The sequence below is a fragment of the Bacillus gobiensis genome (genome assembly GCF_001278705.1).
Lineage (GTDB): Bacteria > Bacillota > Bacilli > Bacillales > Bacillaceae > Bacillus > Bacillus gobiensis.
This window is the reverse complement of record NZ_CP012600.1, coordinates 442068-458860: the sequence shown is the minus strand read 5'-3', so window position 1 is coordinate 458860 and position 16793 is coordinate 442068. Positions and strand designations below refer to the sequence as shown.

Annotated in this window: 15 protein-coding genes; 2 read left to right on the top strand and 13 right to left on the bottom strand. The window is 41.2% G+C overall.

Going from position 1 to position 16793, the window contains the following annotated elements:
* Positions 1–996 carry a histidinol phosphate phosphatase domain-containing protein gene (locus AM592_RS02245; protein ID WP_053602268.1) on the top strand — a complete coding sequence of 332 codons (996 nt, stop codon included), beginning with the start codon at positions 1–3 and terminating at the stop codon, positions 994–996.
* 58 nt (positions 997–1054) lie between these two features.
* On the opposite strand, the gene AM592_RS02240 is transcribed toward AM592_RS02245, so the two are convergent.
* The 3 genes from AM592_RS02240 to AM592_RS02230 form a co-directional block, all read right to left on the bottom strand.
* Positions 1055–1858 (bottom strand): C40 family peptidase, encoded by an 804-nt coding sequence (locus tag AM592_RS02240; RefSeq protein WP_053602267.1) that lies wholly within the window; start codon positions 1856–1858, stop codon positions 1055–1057.
* A gap of 232 nt (positions 1859–2090) precedes the next feature.
* Positions 2091–3497 (bottom strand): SpoVR family protein, encoded by a 1407-nt coding sequence (locus AM592_RS02235; RefSeq protein ID WP_053602266.1) that lies wholly within the window; start codon positions 3495–3497, stop codon positions 2091–2093.
* Between the two features lie 134 nt (positions 3498–3631).
* A complete protein-coding gene (locus AM592_RS02230) occupies positions 3632–3958 on the bottom strand; it encodes a DUF3889 domain-containing protein (protein WP_053602265.1) in 327 nt (108 codons plus the stop codon).
* 198 nt (positions 3959–4156) lie between these two features.
* On the opposite strand from AM592_RS02230, the gene AM592_RS02225 reads away from it, so the two are divergent.
* Complete coding sequence (locus AM592_RS02225; RefSeq protein ID WP_053602264.1) at positions 4157–4396, top strand: YhdB family protein; 240 nt, start codon at positions 4157–4159, stop codon at positions 4394–4396.
* Between the two features lie 552 nt (positions 4397–4948).
* Here AM592_RS02225 and AM592_RS02220 read toward each other — a convergent pair.
* The 10 genes from AM592_RS02220 to AM592_RS02175 form a co-directional block, all read right to left on the bottom strand.
* The gene (locus AM592_RS02220) at positions 4949–5473 is read right to left on the bottom strand and encodes an NADPH-dependent FMN reductase (RefSeq protein ID WP_053602263.1); all 525 of its coding nucleotides are present in this window, start codon (positions 5471–5473) and stop codon (positions 4949–4951) included.
* A 12-nt stretch (positions 5474–5485) separates the two neighbouring features.
* Positions 5486–6115, bottom strand: a complete 630-nt coding sequence (locus AM592_RS02215; protein WP_053605951.1) for a response regulator — start codon at positions 6113–6115, stop codon at positions 5486–5488.
* 2 nt (positions 6116–6117) lie between these two features.
* Positions 6118–7260, bottom strand: a complete 1143-nt coding sequence (locus AM592_RS02210) for a GAF domain-containing sensor histidine kinase (protein WP_053602262.1) — start codon at positions 7258–7260, stop codon at positions 6118–6120.
* Between the two features lie 139 nt (positions 7261–7399).
* Positions 7400–9148: a phospho-sugar mutase gene (locus tag AM592_RS02205; protein WP_053602261.1), complete on the bottom strand. Its 1749-nt coding sequence runs from the start codon at positions 9146–9148 to the stop codon at positions 7400–7402.
* Between the two features lie 206 nt (positions 9149–9354).
* Complete coding sequence (locus tag AM592_RS02200; RefSeq protein ID WP_053602260.1) at positions 9355–11013, bottom strand: glycerol-3-phosphate dehydrogenase/oxidase; 1659 nt, start codon at positions 11011–11013, stop codon at positions 9355–9357.
* Positions 11014–11154: 141 nt separating this feature from the next.
* The gene (gene glpK, locus AM592_RS02195) at positions 11155–12645 is read right to left on the bottom strand and encodes a glycerol kinase GlpK (protein WP_053602259.1); all 1491 of its coding nucleotides are present in this window, start codon (positions 12643–12645) and stop codon (positions 11155–11157) included.
* A gap of 11 nt (positions 12646–12656) precedes the next feature.
* Entirely contained in the window at positions 12657–13481 is an 825-nt protein-coding gene (locus AM592_RS02190) for an MIP/aquaporin family protein (protein WP_053602258.1), read from the bottom strand.
* Positions 13482–13678: 197 nt separating this feature from the next.
* On the bottom strand, positions 13679–14224 hold the full coding sequence (locus AM592_RS02185; protein WP_053602257.1) for a glycerol-3-phosphate responsive antiterminator: 546 nt from the start codon (positions 14222–14224) through the stop codon (positions 13679–13681).
* Between the two features lie 90 nt (positions 14225–14314).
* Positions 14315–15679: an aspartate aminotransferase family protein gene (locus tag AM592_RS02180; RefSeq protein WP_098945282.1), complete on the bottom strand. Its 1365-nt coding sequence runs from the start codon at positions 15677–15679 to the stop codon at positions 14315–14317.
* 165 nt (positions 15680–15844) lie between these two features.
* Positions 15845–16747 carry an AEC family transporter gene (locus AM592_RS02175; RefSeq protein WP_053602256.1) on the bottom strand — a complete coding sequence of 301 codons (903 nt, stop codon included), beginning with the start codon at positions 16745–16747 and terminating at the stop codon, positions 15845–15847.
* Between the last annotated feature and the right edge of the window lie 46 nt (positions 16748–16793).

Here is a 16793-nt window from a genome sequence, read left to right as displayed (position 1 = left end):
ATGAAGGTAGACTACCATGTGCATCTGGAAGAAGGCCCTTACTCAATGCGTTGGCTGGATAGAACAAACAAAGCCATTGAATATTTTGAGTCCGCTCCTTTTTCAAAACATACAGTCGAATGGCTTGCTTTCAGCAGGCAGCGACTGCATAAACGTTTAGAAGAGGGAGCCTATTCTTCCTATTGGCTCGATTTTTATTTGCTTGAAGCATTGCGTAAAGGGATCAAAGAAGTTGGAATTGTTGATCATTTATATCGCTTCACCGAAACGAAACAATATTATGAAAAGTATATGCATCTTGGTAATGATCAACTTGGAACACTACAAAAAACATGGTTACATCAAGTGATGAACCAATCGATATCTGCTTTTACTAATACAATACATCAAGCAAAAGAACGCTGGGCAGAAAAAGGTGTAACATTAAGAATCGGAATAGAAGCTGATTATTTTGAAAGCGGGGAAGAAGAGCTCAATAATCTTTTATCCCTAGGAAAGTGGGACTACATAATTGGTTCTGTACATTTTTTAGATGGCTGGGGCTTTGATAATCCGGAAGCAAAATCTTTATTTGACGAACGAAATCTTGAAGATTTGTACGATCGTTTTTTCAAAACAGTAGAAAAAGGTATACGTTCAAATCTTTTTCATATATTTGCACATCTCGACAATCTTAAGCTATTTAACTATCGTCCTGATGAAAACCGTTTAGTTCCTTATTATCACAAAATTGCAAGAGCATTAAAAGAGACCTCTACGGCAACAGAAATTAATGCTGGATTATATTATCGATATCCTGTTAAAGAGATGTGCCCAAGCCCATTGTTTCTGCAAATTTTAGCGCAGTATGAGATTCCAATGACCATATCTTCTGATTCTCATTTTCCCGATGATCTCGGCAATTACGTAGAGCAAAACTCGCAAACCCTCAAACAGCATGGAATAAAATCGATTGCCACATTTAATCAAGGAATGAGAAAACTAGTTTCTATTTAGGATCAGGTTAACGAGATTAAAAAGCTGGTTCCATTTTCAATGGAGCCAGCTTTATTGATTAAAACTTTTTCGCGCCTAAATAACGCTGTTTCCAATAGCTTGTGGTCATATCGCTGGTCGTTACGCCGTCTGATCCAGCATGAATAAATTTGTTATCTCCTATGTAAACACCCATATGTGAGGGACCTGATTTATAAGTTGAGAAATAGACGAAATCCCCAACCGCAGGCGATGATACTTTGTCCATCATGTTCCAATAACCAGCAGTACTTGTTCTTTGCACGCTTTTTTGTTTATTGATGATGTACCAAATGAATCCGCTGCAATCAAATCCGGAAGGACTCGTACCTCCCCATTTGTACGATGTTCCGATGAGTGAGCGCGCATCATTGACAAGCTTGTCCGTGTTCAATGATGAATGCGAAGCTGGTTTGTCAGATTCACTAACATTATCTTGTCGAATATTTTCTCCATTTTTCGTTCTAACCTTCAAAACCTGTCCAATCCGAATAAGATCAGTTTTCAATCGATTGGTTTCCTTTAGTTCATTGACAGACATGCCGAATTTTTTGGCAATCTTCCACAGGCTGTCCCCGCTTACAACTTTGTATGTAGACGATGATGGAGCTTTAGATGGCGCTTTTGATTTTTCATTGATTTTCAGTGTTTGCCCGATATAAATATTGTCAGACTTAAGCTTGTTCTCTAGTTTGATTTGATTAACTGAGACACCGTATGTCTTTGAATATTTCCATAATGTATCACCTTTTTTCACTTTTACGCTAGCTGCAGACGCAGCTCCCGCAAATAATGACGATCCCAACAAAACAGTAGCAGAAACTGTAATTATATGTTTTTTCATGATTTCCTCCCTATGTAATAATACATATCTATTATAAGGAGGCGTTTACACAAGAAATAGACTTGACTTCATGCGACAAATTACTTAGTAATTCGCAGAAAAAAGTTTTTTATTAGGGTTGTTAAATATTTCATTTTCATTTCAAAGGTTGCATTCGTGTAACTGTAATTCATCCTAAAACAAAGCTGCCTGAACGTGTACAGGCAGCTTCAGAAGAGGAAAGGATCGTAAATTAAAGATACCGGCGATGGACTCCTTTGCCATCATACGAAAATAACACAGGTTTTTCTTCCAGAATGGTTTCGACATGGACGCTTCTTCCCCAAAGCTGATACAAATAGGGCAGAACCTTTTCCAAATATTTCAAATCGAGCTCAATGCCTTCATAGACATGCTTAATAAAAAGCTCATTATTTTTTAAATAATCACCATCTGTCACCATCAAATATGGAAAACCGCCATTCACCCTCATGCTGACAAGCTGGTCTCTTACCCCTTCCCACTCTTTATCTACTATTTTATAATCCCTGCCTTGCTTTTGGAATAAATAGAGATCTTCCCTCATGACAAGATCCTTCGTTAAGTAATTGCGAATAAAGGAAATATCCGATTCGATCTCTCTTACTTCAAACATTTTTTCTCTACCCGAATTCGGCTCTACTCCGATTTTTTTCATTTCTTCTGTCGGGTTATTATACCGTTCCTCTATATCTTCAAAGATCTTCAACCCCAAATAGTACGGATTAATACCTGTTTTTGACGGCTGAACCACCCCTGCATTCAGCTTTGAATATTCGATCGATTCATCTGAAGTTAAGTCCAGCTCGCGGAGAATTCGCTGATGCCAAAATGACGCCCATCCCTCATTCATTATTTTTGTTTCCAGCTGCGGCCAAAAATAAAGCATTTCTTCCCTCATCATCGTTAAAATATCACGCTGCCACGGCTCCAGTTCTCTTGAGTGCTCCTCAATAAACAACAAAATATCCTTTTCCGGACTTGGTGGAAAGAGCTTTTTCTTCTTTTCCTTGCTTCTTCTCGTTTTTTGTGCGTCTAATCCCCATAAATCATCATAGGGGGTCTGCTTTTCTTCCTGTTCAGGCTCCTCGTCATCCATGCTCCAAGTAAGCTTTGGACGAACTAGGGAAGGGTCAATGTGTTCCTGAACAGCCAGAACTGCGTCGAGAAAAGACTCTACCTCTTTCGTTCCATGAATTTTTTCGTAATGCTTGATTCGATCAGCTGTAGCGGCCATGCTCTCTACCATATCTCGTTTCGTATTTTGAAACCGGCAATTATTTTTAAAAAAATCACAATGAGCAAGTACATGGGCAACGATCAGTTTATTTTGAATTAACGAATTGCTGTCTAACAAAAACGCATAGCAAGGATTGGAGTTGATGACAAGCTCATATATTTTGCTCAATCCCAAATCGTAATGAAGCTTCATCTTATGAAACTGCTTACCAAAGCTCCAATGCGAAAACCTGGTCGGCATCCCATAAGCTCCAAAAGTATAAATAATTTCAGCGGGACAAACTTCATATCTCATCGGATAATAATCCAGACCAAATCCTTTGGCGATTTCCGTAATTTGTCCGATTGCCTGATGCAGCTCTTTATTTTCCTCCACATTCAAAAGCGTTCCCCCCCATATGGACTTATCCTTAAGTTTATGAATAAAACCCAAAAAAATGAAATGTACAAAAAGATCAAAGCAAATAAAAATCGACATAAAAAGCGATACCCGTGATTGGAATCGGGTATCGCTTTTTATAAGCGAAAAACGTTAATTGCTATAATATTTTTTGTTAAGGGGTCAAAATAAACCTCTGCATGAGCCGAATATGTTTCGTTGTTACGCTTAACAGTAACGCGAAAAACATCCTTTGTCTGTTCCTTGTTGACTTCAGTTCTGCCGATATATTTGTATTCCGTAAGTTTTGAACCCTTGAATTTATCTTCCAGAGCACCCCATGCAATCTTTTTCCACCTATCGTAAGCAACAGACTGCCCTTCTTCAGAAAAACTTTTTATGGAAAAAGAAGCTAAAAGAAGAACGCAGAAAAACAATGTCAGAACAAACGGAAACCTTTTCATATTGATCTCTCCAAAAAGTTGTTTCTCTTATCGTTCCCGTAAATACATAAATCATGCAAAAGAATAATTCAATCATTACGCCACTTTATGTATGCCTTTAATTGCTAAAGCAGAGCAGCAACCCATCCAACTATTCCCCGAAAAAAAGCAGAGAAAAAGCACAAACTAATTACAACTCCTACAAAGGAGGGGAAACGTATGGACATTGCAGATTACGACAAAGCATTGTATTATACACACCGATCACAATGGGATAATTTACTAATTCTCATGGTGCGTACGAATGACGATCTGTTATCGAAACGAATTGAACACTTTTTACACGCCTATAACTTCGAGGCAGACGACAGCATAGTCGAAAAAACGCTCTACACTCTGCTCCATTATATCGACCATGCACTGACAGAACAGGGAAAATTCGAACCAATATTAACATAAAGAGATAAAATCTGGCCTAAATATCAATGAAATTTTAGGCCAGCTTTATTGATTTCTGTGACTTAATCTAGACCGGGTTTACTTGCGGTTATTGGATTTTGTTTGTGATCTTGACCTGGTTATTTGTGATTTATGGATTATTTTTGCGATCTTGACCTGGTTATGCGCGATCTTGACCGGGTTATGCGGATTTCCTTACTTTATGCGCGATTTTCTTACTTTATGCGCGATCTCGACCTGTTTCGCGCGGTTTTCTGATTTTATGCGTGATCTTGACCTGGTTATGCGCGATTTTCTGATTTTATGCGCGATCTCGACCTGGTTATACACGATTTTCTTACTTTATGCACGATCTCGACCTGTTTCGCGCGGTTTTCTGATTTTATGCGCGATCTTGACCGGGGTATGCGCAATTTTCTGATTTTATGTGTATCTTGACCGAGTTACGCGCGATTTTCTTACTTTATGCGCGATCTCGAACAAGTAGCGCGCGGTCTTTAATCTATATTCTGGTCTTAGGTCGTTACCTTTCACAGCCGATCCTCTTCACTTTTATTTTTGTGAAGCGGTCATTTTTGCATACATTATAAGTTCTTCCATTACTTCCTTAATACCGGCTTCTGCATCCTCCGTTAACGTTCGGTTTTCATAATCGAAGTTGATTGGATCCAGAACGAGCTGTTTAGGGATGACATTGGCATATACTCCTCGCATGACCGTTCTCATGTTTGTTAATGCGTTGATTCCGCCTTTTCCGCCGCCGGCTGCTGCAATGATCCCGACAGGCTTGTGAGCAAATTGTTCAAAGCTTAAGAAATCAATCGCATTTTTTAATGCTCCGCTCATACCGCTGTGGTATTCAGGAGATAATAAAACGACGGCGTCAGATTGTTTTACTGTTTCTCTTAGTTTTGTGACATTTTCTAAAGAATATTGTTGTTCTTCTCCGTTAAAAATCGGCAAAGCATATTCGCTTAAATCAAAATATTCAGTTTGGTACGTATTGGCGATGTAATCAGCTGCGATTTTCGTTCTGCCTTTTTTTCTTGGGGTTCCGTTAATTACGGTTACTTTCATTTTTCCAGCTCCTTATACTTTTTCTTGGTATTTCACGGCAAATAGCGCAGCCTGTGTCCGGTCCGAAAGCTGAAGCTTTGACAATAGATTAGACACATGCGTTTTTACCGTTTTTTCCGTAATAAATAAAGAAGAAGCGATTTCTTTATTGCTTTTGCCTTTTGCAATTTCATTTAAAACATCGGCTTCTCTTTTTGTTAAAAGGTTCATTTTTTCTTTCTCTTCATTCAATGACATGTGGTCAAACACTAGTGATATGATTTTCGAATCAAGCTTGGATTTACCTAGATGCACTTCACGAATGGTTTCTAACAGCTCCTCGGGCTCTACGTCCTTCAAGTGATACGCTTTTGCGCCTGCCTGAATCGCCGGAATGACATGCTCCTGATCCGCGTAGCTTGTTACGACTACGATTTTGACGGAGGAATCACGTTTCAGCAGTTCCTTTGTAGCCTCAACCCCATTCATATCAGGCATGGATAAATCCATCAAAACGACGTCAGGCTTCATCCTGCTCACAACATCAATGGCCTCTTTGCCGTTCGCTGCTTCTCCTACAACTTCGATATCTGTTTGTGTTTTAAAGAAAAAAAGCAGGCCTTTTCTCACCATATGGTGGTCATCTACAATCGCAACTTTAATTTTCATGATCCTTTCTCCTCTTTCTCCGGGCTGATTATCGGCAAAGCCACTCTAATTTTTGTCCCTTTATTTTTTGCTGTTTTTACTGAAAACTTGCCGCCATATTTTTTGGTCCGGTCTTCCATTCCTTTTATGCCTAAGCTATGGATTTGAGCGTCCGGATCATAGCGAAAACCGATTCCGAAGTCTTCAATTTCCAAAAGGAGCTGCCCCTTCAATGAGATAATCGTTACAAACGCCTTGTCAGCTTGTGAATGTTTTTTGCAATTATTTAAAGCTTCCTGTGTGATCCTCCATATAAGCTCTTCTTCTTTAGCTGAAAGTGCAATGCTTCCTGTTACAGTAAGCTCAACCGGGAGTCCGATGAGTGAAGCGTAGTTTTCGATGGCTTCGACGATCCCGTTTTTTAGTCCTTCTGATCGCAATTCCCATATCAATGACTTCATTTCAGCAAGCGCGTCACGTGACAGAAGCTGTATAAAATTGAGCTGCTCCAAAAGAGATTCGTCGAGTGTCGTTTCTCGAGCCGCCTTGGCAGTCAGGCTTATGCTGAAAAGAATTTGATTAACAGAGTCATGAAGATCCTGAGCCAGTCTGTTTCTTTCCTTCAGTACTACATTTTGCTGTTCAATCTCACTTAACCGGATTCGTTTCACTGCCGTTCCAATTTGCAAAGCAACTGCTTCCAACAGTGCAAGCTCTTTTTCACTGTATTGATTTTTATTTGGAGATGCCACATTCAGAAGCCCGAATCTCTTTTTTTGATCCCTCAGCGGAACTGTCGCATGATGTGTTATCCCCTCTGTATCGCCAGTTTTTTGTTTGATTGCATGATAGATACGTTCGCAGTTGATAATATTAGTCGCTGATTTTAGCCTTCCATTCCAATATTGGTCAATACAATAGCAATTGCTGTCACACATCAGCCTGCAGTTTTCCCAAGAGAGAGCTTCAGGCAAGGCCGAGTGAGCAGCCAATTCAAACGTTCCATTATCCGCCACCAAGAAAATCCATCCCGTTTTGAAGCCAGTCAGATCCAACAATTTTTTCAGGACTTCATTTAAGACGATTTGTAAATCGTTCCCTTGATTAAGAGTTTCGGCAATTTCCTTTAATGTTTTTAATTCAGAAGGGCTTTCACTCATTGGTTTCTCTCTCCACTTGTCTTTTTACTTATTATAACAAGTTAGCTCAGCTCTTACCCTTTACAATTAGAACGAATTTTTCTAAGACTTTTGAATGAAAAAAAATCACCAGCTGCTAAGAGCCGGTGATTTTTTCTGATTATTTTGTTGTAGTTTGAGCGACGATGTCTTCCACTTTCTTCATTACGGCATCCTGCAGCTTCTCAAGGCGGTCATTGCTATCTTCTAGCGAATCACCTTTAACTGCAAAATAAAATTTTACTTTAGGCTCTGTTCCTGAAGGACGCAGGCAGAACCAAGATCCATCCTCCAGAAAATATTTTAAAACGTTAGATTTCGGTAAAGAAATAACTGTTTTGTCGCCATTTACAAGCATCGTTTTTTCGCTTATTTGATAATCTTCTTGGGATACAACTGATTTGCCGGCAATTTCAAGCGGCGGCTGATTTCTAAAGGTCGCTAAAATTGTGGCGATTTGCTCAGCACCTTCTTTTCCCTTTAACGTAAGCGATTTAAGGCCTTCTTTATAATATCCGTACTCTTTAAAAATCTCAATTAAACCATCGTACAAGGATTTTCCTTGTTTTTTATAAAAGGCACTTACCTCAACAGCCATAATTGCTGCTTGGACAGCATCCTTATCGCGGGCAAAGTCTCCAATTAAATAACCGTAACTTTCTTCGTATCCAAATTGGAAGATGTATTCACCGGTTTCTTCGTATTCTTTGATTTTTTCGCCAATAAATTTAAACCCTGTTAACGTATCAACTGTATCTAGATTGAATGATTTGGCTATATCTCTACCAATTTCACTCGTCACGATTGTTTTGACGACTACACCATTTTCAGGAAGGGTGCCAAGACGTTTTTTCTCAGAAAGCAAGTAATGAAGCATCAGGGCTCCAGTTTGGTTTCCTGTTAATACTTCGTATTTTCCTTCGTTATTTTTAACGGCAACCCCAAGGCGGTCGGCATCCGGGTCTGTACCGATTAAGAGATCCGCATCATGCTGTTCGCCTAATTTAATCGCATATTCAAATGCAGCGTGTTCTTCCGGGTTTGGAGACTCAACAGTTGAAAAATTAGGATCAGGAAGCTCTTGTTCCGGCACGACAATCACATTGTCATAGCCGAGAGCAGACAAGCCTCGTCTTACTGGTTTGTTCGCTGTGCCGTGAAGCGGTGTGAACACGACTTTTAAGTCTACTTCTTTTGAAAGGTTTGGATTCACAGAGATTGTTTTCAGTTTTTCAGTAAAGGCACTATCAATCTCTTCCCCGATGATTTCAATAAGATTTTTTTCCTTTAATTCTTCTTCTGATTTCACTTCAATATCCAGTTCATTTTTCACAGCATTGACTTGCTCGATGACAATGTCAGCCATAGCCGGTGGAATCTGTCCGCCATCATCGCCGTAAACCTTAAACCCATTGTATTCAGGAGGATTGTGGCTTGCCGTGATAACAATTCCGGCAGCAGCATTCAATTCCCTTACCGCAAATGACAATTCAGGTGTTGGTCTCAGTTCATCAAAAACGTAAGCCTTTACGCCCTCTGTTGCCAGCGTTTTCGCTGCTTCAATAGCAAATTCAGGAGATTTATGACGAGAATCGTAGGCAATCACGACACCTTTTTCTTTTGCTTCTTCTCCTTGTTTAATCAAATATTGGGCGAGTCCGTAAGAGGCTTTACGAACAGTGTAAATATTCATCCTGTTCGGTCCTACGCCAATTTCCCCTCTCATACCGCCTGTTCCAAATTCAAGATTCTTGTAAAAACAATCTTCAAGGGCTTTTTCATCTTCTCGTAAATTTTCGAGAAGTGTTTTTAATTCCTGGTCTAATTGTTCTGCATTTGTCCAGCGTTCGTAACTTTCATTCCAGCTCATATTTTGCCCTCCCAGTTTTTTAGAAGTTTTCATTTTATATGTAAGCTGTATAATTGCATTCCTAATCTGTTTTGATAGGGATGCTGCATTATACTGGCAATTTTATTATACAACGAAACACAATAAGACTGACATAGTAGATTTTGTCTAATTTCGACATAACTAGTATGCCAGTCGCATTACCTTTTGAGCATTCCAGTGAAGAATCATGCTTCTTTTGGCTGCACGGCTTCTTGAAGATATGTGTTTAAGTGATCTATATTTTTCTTTTTTTCTTCGTGCGACCAGTTTAGTTTACTACTCATCGCTTCTGCAACAGCTTCTTTGTGGCTGTTTACCCAATGAATGTCAAAATAAAGTGCACCCGTCCTCCGGATAAAAAAATCCTCTAAGGTCGTAGTCATTTCCTCTGATATGCTGTAGTCCAACTGGGCAAGAACGTATGCTGGCATTCCTAGGCAGACAGCTTCGTCTTTCATAATACGTACCCGATCATATACCGAACTGACGTTGGAACCGAAGCGTTTGGCCAGCTGTTTTGCTTCTTCCTCTGACAATCCGATGGACATGCCTTCTTTTACTTTAGCCTCGAGAAAAGACTCCAGGTTCTTTGCACCTCCTACGTGTCCCCCTGAAATCGGCATCGACTTCGTTTTGCCGGGACCGTGGTCCTTTTCTCCTTCTTTGATAAGCAGGTCGTTCACAACATCTACAATCTGCTCTGCCATTTTTCGATAGCCGGTCAATTTTCCGCCAGCAATCGTGATGAGGCCGGAATGTGAGCTCCAAATCTCGTCCTTCCTGGAGATTTCAGATGGGTCTTTACCTTCTTCATGAATAAGCGGACGTAGTCCCGCCCAGCTCGATTCTACGTCTTCGGCTTTCACCTTAAGATCAGGAAACATATAATTGATTGATTCAATAATATACTCTCTGTCTTGGACACTCATTCTCGGCCTTTCCAGTACATCCCCATATACTGTGTCCGTTGTTCCCACGTATGTTTTTCCTTCTCTCGGAATCGCAAAAACCATTCGGCTATCGGGTGTATCAAAATAGACAGCTTGTTTTAGAGGGAATATTGATTGATCAAAGACTAAATGGACTCCCTTCGTATGCTGAAGGTGTTTCCCCTCTTTACTGCGGTCTTTTTCTCTCAGCTCATCGACCCAAGGTCCTGTTGCATTGACGATTTTTTTCGCATACACGTTGTATGTTTTCTTCGTTTTTACATCTTGGATAACGACCCCGACAACTTTGCCATTTTCATAGAGAAACTCCTGAGCCTTTGCGTAGTTGACGGCTTCTGCACCATATTTAACCGCCTCCTTGAGCACTTCGATCGTCAACCTGGCATCGTCTGTCCGATACTCGACGTAATAGCCACCGCCTTTTAACCCTGTTTCTTTAATGAGCGGCTCTTTTTCCAATGTATCTTTAGTGTTCAGCATTTTTCTTCTCTCCGATTTTTTGACTCCAGCCAGAAAGTCGTAAATCCTTAGACCGATTGAAGTGGAAAATTTCCCAAATGTCCCACCTTTGTGCAAAGGAAGAAGCATCCATTCAGGAGTCGTGACATGCGGACCGTTTTCATAAACAACCGCTCGTTCTTTTCCAACCTCCGCTACCATCTTCACTTCAAATTGCTTCAAATAACGCAAGCCTCCGTGAACGAGCTTGGTAGACCTGCTTGAGGTTCCTGCAGCAAAATCCTGCATTTCGCACAATGCCGTTTTCATGCCTCTGGATGCGGCGTCTAGAGCAGTTCCCGCCCCCGTAATCCCACCGCCAATAATGAATAGATCGTACGTCTCTTTCGTCATATTTTCCAATGTTTGCTCCCTGTTCATTGCTGAAAAAACCATGCTTTCTTCCTCCTTTAATCGGCAAGAAAACAAAAAGAGACCGCAGAATACCCAAAGTAAGCTTCCTTACTTCGGTTCTGCGGTCTCTCCAAATCTCCTACCGATCTATTAACTTGTTTTTATTATAACATAGGAATCTAATTATTTAAAAGCCATTGCTGCTTTGACAGCTTTTTTCCAACCTTGATAAAGCTCATCTTTTTGCTGCGCAGCCATGTTAGAATCAAACCTTTTTTCAAGTTTCCAATGATTTTTGATTTCTGAAGAATCATTCCAAAAGCCGACTGCGATTCCAGCTAAATACGCAGCACCGAGAGCAGTTGTTTCATTGATTTCCGGACGTTCAACCGGAACGCCAAGCAGATCTCCTTGAAATTGCATCAGAAAATCATTTTTTACCGCGCCGCCGTCTACTCGTAGGGTCTTTAATGAAATTCCAGAGTCCTTCTCCATCGCATCCAACACGTCTTTTGTTTGATAGGCTAAAGATTCCAAGGTTGCACGCACAAAGTGCTCCTTAGAGGTGCCTCTTGTTAATCCAAATACTGCACCCCGAACGTCGCTGTCCCAATACGGTGTTCCCAGTCCGACAAATGCGGGTACTACATATACACCGTCTGTTGATCCCACTCTCTTTGCATAATTTTCACTATCCTTTGAATCCTTAAACATTCGCAGACCATCACGGAGCCATTGAATCGCTGAACCAGCCACAAAAATGCTTCCTTCCAGTGCGTATTCGATTTTTCCATCAATCCCCCATGCAATCGAGGTCAGAAGCCCATGCTCCGATTTAATCGCCTTCTCTCCTGTATTCATCAGCATAAAGCAGCCGGTACCGTATGTGTTTTTTGCCATTCCTTCCTCAAAGCAGGCCTGCCCGAACAAAGCGGCATGCTGGTCGCCAGCGGCACCTGCAATCGGAATGCTTTGCCCGAAAAAGTGATAATCGACCGTCTTTGCGTAGACATGCGAAGACGGTTTTACGTCAGGAAGCATCGATTTTGGAACATCCAGGATTTCGAGAAGCTCGTCATCCCACTCGAGTTCATGAATGTTGTACATTAACGTTCTTGATGCGTTCGAATAATCGGTGACATGCGCTTCTCCGCCCGACATCTTCCAAATTAGCCACGTGTCGATCGTACCGAACAAAAGCTCGCCCTTTTTCGCCTTTTCTCTTGCTCCTTCAACGTTGTCCAACAGCCATTTCACCTTTGTGCCTGAAAAATAAGCGTCGATCAAAAGCCCTGTTTTGTCTCTAAACTTATCATTATACCCCCTATTTTTCAGCTCTTCACAAATTTCTGAGGTTTGCCTTGATTGCCACACAATGGCGTTGTATATCGGCTGACCTGTATGTTTATCCCACACGACAGTCGTTTCCCGCTGATTTGTAATTCCTATCCCTTCTATCTGATTTGCCGCTATACCCGATTCGGAAAGCGCAGATGCGATAACTGCTAAAACGGATCCCCAGATTTCATTGGCATTATGCTCAACCCATCCGGATTTCGGAAAAAACTGCTTGAATTCCTTTTGAGCGGTATGAACTATTTTCCCTTCTTTGTTAAATAATATCGCCCTTGAGCTAGTCGTTCCTTGATCAATTGCTAATATATACGTTTCCATGCTGTCTCCCCCTATATATTTTTCACGTTAGTATTAGCGCTTTCATTTTGGTTCTTCCCGACGAAATACAGGCTGATAAACATAATAGCAGCTATAATAAAAACAGCCCAGAAGCTGCTGCTCATTTTCCCTTCAAATACGGCCCCGTAAAATACACCGGCCATAGCCCCTCCTAGTAAAGGACCAGCTACAGGCACCCATGCATATCTCCAATTCGAAGCACCTTTACCTGCGATCGGTAAAAGAGAATGCGCAATTCTCGGACCTAAATCACGAGCCGGATTAATGGCATAGCCAGTTGTCCCCCCTAAAGAAAGTCCGATGCTGACCACCAACAAACCGACGATTAAAGGATTTAACCCTTCTGTAAACTGATTCGCACCGATGGCGAATATACTTAAAACAAATATGAAAGTCGCTAATGTTTCACTTAAAAGGTTGGCAAACACATTTGGGATTGCAGGCCCGGTTGAAAAAACAGCAAGCTTTGCCTCTTGATCCTTCGTTGCTTTCCAATGAGGAAAATACTGCAAATAGACGAGCGCTGCACCGATAATCGCCCCAATCATCTGTGCCGCAAGATAGGCAGGTACCTTACTCCAGGCAAACTCACCGTTTATTGCCAGCCCTAAAGTAACGGCTGGATTTAAATGAGCTCCGCTGATTCCTCCAACAGCGTAAACAGCCATTGCAACACCCAGCCCCCAGCCAAATGTAATTACAATCCAGCCAGATTGATGGGCAAATGATTTTTTTAAATTTACCCCTGCAACAACTCCACCGCCAAAGACGATAATCAAAGCCGTTCCTATCACTTCACCCCAAAAAGCACCCATATTGTTTCCCCTTTCTGTATGCTGCTCTTTGTGTAATATCCACGGTTCAGAGACATAGAAAAATCCACAACAAACATCCTTTACAATTTCCGGTAAAGTGTTTGTTGTGGATCTCCGATTCTCCATCACGAGATATTAACTTGGTACTATCGTAACAAATTGTGAAAGCGCTGTCAATATGTATTTAAATGTATCTGCTATTTCCAAAGCCTTGTATTCGATGTCGTTACTGTCGCGGCTCCAGCTTCCAACGCCTGTTGAATATTTTCTTCCGTTCGAATGAAGCCTCCCGCTAAAATCGGAATCCCTGTTTTTTCCTTTACCTCTTTGATCAATAACGGAACAACGCCTGGCAGAACTTCAATAAAATCCGGCCTATATTTTTTGACGAGCTCGATGCTTTTATCCATAGCTCCTGTATCAAGCAAAAACATCCGTTGAATCGCCAAAACCTTCTTTTGCTTAGCTTTTGCTATGACACTCGTTCTGGTAGAAAGAATTCCCGCCGGCTTTAACTCCTGGCATATAAATTCAGTCCCGTATTCATCATGCTTAATCCCTTGAATAAGATCGACATGAACGAGCAATTTTTTATTATTGCTCTCCGCAGCTCTTAAAATACCCTTTAACTGCCCAAGATGAACGTCCAAAAGCACACCATAGCAAAAATCATTCTTTAGAAATTCATCAAACTGCTTCATATTTCGTATGGCTGGCAAAATCTTTTGGTTATGAAACTCCATCGCTTGTCTCCTCCATTGTTGTTTTCGAAAAAAATCGCCGAAAGCTAATTATCCTTGCGGCGAAAGCAACTGTTTGTCCTGTGCTTCACATTATACCCGGGAAAGAACCTTCTCGACACTTTCTGTCAACGTTGTTACAAGATAAGAATAGTCTTCCTCCTTCAGATTAAGCGGAGGGGCAAGCTGCAATACATTGTTGTAACCAGCAACAGTGTCGCCGTTCTTTCCGATAATTAGGCCTTTTTCTTTGCTCTTTTCGATGATTTGATTCAACCACTCCACCTGAGCAGGTTCTTTTGTCTCCTTGTTTTTTACAAGCTCGATTCCGATTAAAAGCCCGATACCCCTGACATTTCCAACGTAATCTAACGTTTCTAATTTTTTGAGATCTGCCAAAAGCCTTTCACCCAGCTTGCTTGATCGCTCAAATAAATTCTCATTTTCCATAATTTCGAGGTTTTTCAAGGCGAGCGCACAAGCTGCAGGATTTCCGCCAAAGGTATTTACATGACGGAAACGATCGTAAGCATCATTTCCTGAAAATTGTTCGAAAATTTCCTTTTTCACAGCTGTCGCTGATAGCGGAAGATATGCGCTTGTTATACCTTTTGCCATGGTAATAATATCGGGCTTCACGTCATAATTCATAAAGCCAAATGGTTTTCCCGTCCGGCCAAACCCGCATATCACCTCATCGCTAATGAGCAGAGCATCGTGAGCTTCGCAAATTTCCTTCACTCTTTTCATATATCCCTTTGGAGGTATGAGAATGCCTCCCCCCGTAATGACAGGCTCCATTATAACTCCGGCGATCGTTTCGCTCAATTCCCACGTCATCACCTGGTCAATTTGCTCCGCACTCTCAAGTGTTTCTTCATCTTCCGGGCGGCGGTAAAGATCCGGCGGAGCGACATGAAGAAATCCTTGGGTCAATGGTTCATATTTGTATTTCCGCTGCGCTTGCCCTGTTGCACTAAGGGTTCCTAAAGTATTCCCATGATAGGCGCGGTATCTTGCGATAAATTTATGCTTAGACGGCTTGCCTTTTTGGGCATAATATTGCCGTGCGATCTTAAACGCCGTCTCATTCGCTTCGGATCCGCTATTTGAAAAGAAAAAAACATAGTCACCATCTAGCCATTCATTAAGCTTTTCGGCAAGCTGTATTGCGGGCACGTGGCTGTTCGTTAATGGATAGTAGGGCATTTCCTTCAGCTGCTCGTATGCGGCTTCCGCAAGCTCTTTTCTTCCGTATCCGACATTGACGCACCAAAGGCCTGACATGGCATCTAAATACTTTTTTCCGCTAATATCCGTCACCCATGATCCTTCCGCTTTCTCAATCACTAAGCCTTTTTCATGATTCGCACCTTTCATTGCATGCCAAACAAATTGCCCGTCCTTCTTGTTCAAATCTTGAAATTGCTCTGTTTTTTCCAAAGTCATCAACTCCATTTTCAGATTGGATTTATCCCGCACGAGGCGGGTAACAATCAGCAATTGCAACGGATAGCTAGCTAAAAACATCCTGCTGATTGGCAGTTCACTTTATCAAAAACAGGCTGGCATATTGTGCATAAACTTGGTGTCGCTGCCAATCCTAGTTTATGTATTAAAAGACTATAAAATAATCCACATAAGTATAGGAAGCGTAACGATGCTTAATACTGTACTGATAAATGTGGCGCTTGATACCACTTCCGGTTTAGTTTGAAATTGTACAGCCATCAGCGTCGTATTAGCAGCAGTTGGCATGGCCGCAACTAAAATCATAATCTGCTTTGTCATATCATCAACCGGGAGTATAAACGTACAACCGTAAGCGATGATTGGTGAAATGATGAGCTTAAGAATCAATGAATACGAAATCATGCTGTATTCAATATTTCTAAATGAAATTAAAGCAAGCTGCATTCCGAGAATAATCATGATTGTTGGAATCGTTGCATCTGCAACCATATGTACCGCTGTCATTATTTCTTCGCTTAATGGAATATGCAGCAGCTGGAATACGACTCCGGCGATGGCACCGTAAACGACCGGCATTTTCGTTACCTTCGCTATGACCATTCTCATCCCATCAGATCCGGGACTTCCTTTTGCGGCATAATACAAGCCGACCGTACTCATGACAAGCTGCTGAAGCACCATTAAAATGACTGCGATGTCGAGCCCCTTCGTCCCAAAAAGTAAAAACACGACAGGTGTCCCGTAGTTGCCATTGTTCATAAAGGCAGAAGCAAGCACAACACCACATCGTTCCTGATTGTCGTAGCGATAAAAATAAGAAATAACATAAACGAGGGAGATTAATCCGTAACAAAGCAGTACGCAAAAAATGGAAAGGTACAAATAATCTGTCGTCAGTTTGTTTTCATAAAATGTTCGAAATGCGAGAACCGGTGATAATAGATAAAGAGACATTGTGGAAAGATTTTTTGTATCAAACCCTATTGTCTTCTGACCGATATATCCAAGTGCAAATATTCCAAACACCGGCAGTAAAATCAGCAAAAAATCCATGTTGCACCTTCTCATTCCAATAAAATATATAATGTCATTTTATTTG

Bases quoted from the DNA above. Each gene is read 5' to 3' on its own strand.
- AM592_RS02245 (WP_053602268.1), top strand. From the start codon at position 1: ATGAAGGTAGACTACCATGTGCATCTGGAAGAAGGCCCTTACTCAATG.
- AM592_RS02220 (WP_053602263.1), bottom strand. From the start codon at position 5,473: ATGAAAGTAACCGTAATTAACGGAACCCCAAGAAAAAAAGGCAGAACG.
- AM592_RS02200 (WP_053602260.1), bottom strand. From the start codon at position 11,013: ATGGTTTTTTCAGCAATGAACAGGGAGCAAACATTGGAAAATATGACG.
- AM592_RS02180 (WP_098945282.1), bottom strand. From the start codon at position 15,679: ATGGAGTTGATGACTTTGGAAAAAACAGAGCAATTTCAAGATTTGAAC.
- AM592_RS02175 (WP_053602256.1), bottom strand. From the start codon at position 16,747: ATGGATTTTTTGCTGATTTTACTGCCGGTGTTTGGAATATTTGCACTT.
- AM592_RS02205 (WP_053602261.1), bottom strand. From the start codon at position 9,148: ATGAGCTGGAATGAAAGTTACGAACGCTGGACAAATGCAGAACAATTA.
- glpK (WP_053602259.1), bottom strand. From the start codon at position 12,645: ATGGAAACGTATATATTAGCAATTGATCAAGGAACGACTAGCTCAAGG.
- AM592_RS02230 (WP_053602265.1), bottom strand. From the start codon at position 3,958: ATGAAAAGGTTTCCGTTTGTTCTGACATTGTTTTTCTGCGTTCTTCTT.
- AM592_RS02185 (WP_053602257.1), bottom strand. From the start codon at position 14,224: ATGGAGTTTCATAACCAAAAGATTTTGCCAGCCATACGAAATATGAAG.
- AM592_RS02190 (WP_053602258.1), bottom strand. From the start codon at position 13,481: ATGGGTGCTTTTTGGGGTGAAGTGATAGGAACGGCTTTGATTATCGTC.
- AM592_RS02240 (WP_053602267.1), bottom strand. From the start codon at position 1,858: ATGAAAAAACATATAATTACAGTTTCTGCTACTGTTTTGTTGGGATCG.
- AM592_RS02210 (WP_053602262.1), bottom strand. From the start codon at position 7,260: ATGAGTGAAAGCCCTTCTGAATTAAAAACATTAAAGGAAATTGCCGAA.
- AM592_RS02225 (WP_053602264.1), top strand. From the start codon at position 4,157: ATGGACATTGCAGATTACGACAAAGCATTGTATTATACACACCGATCA.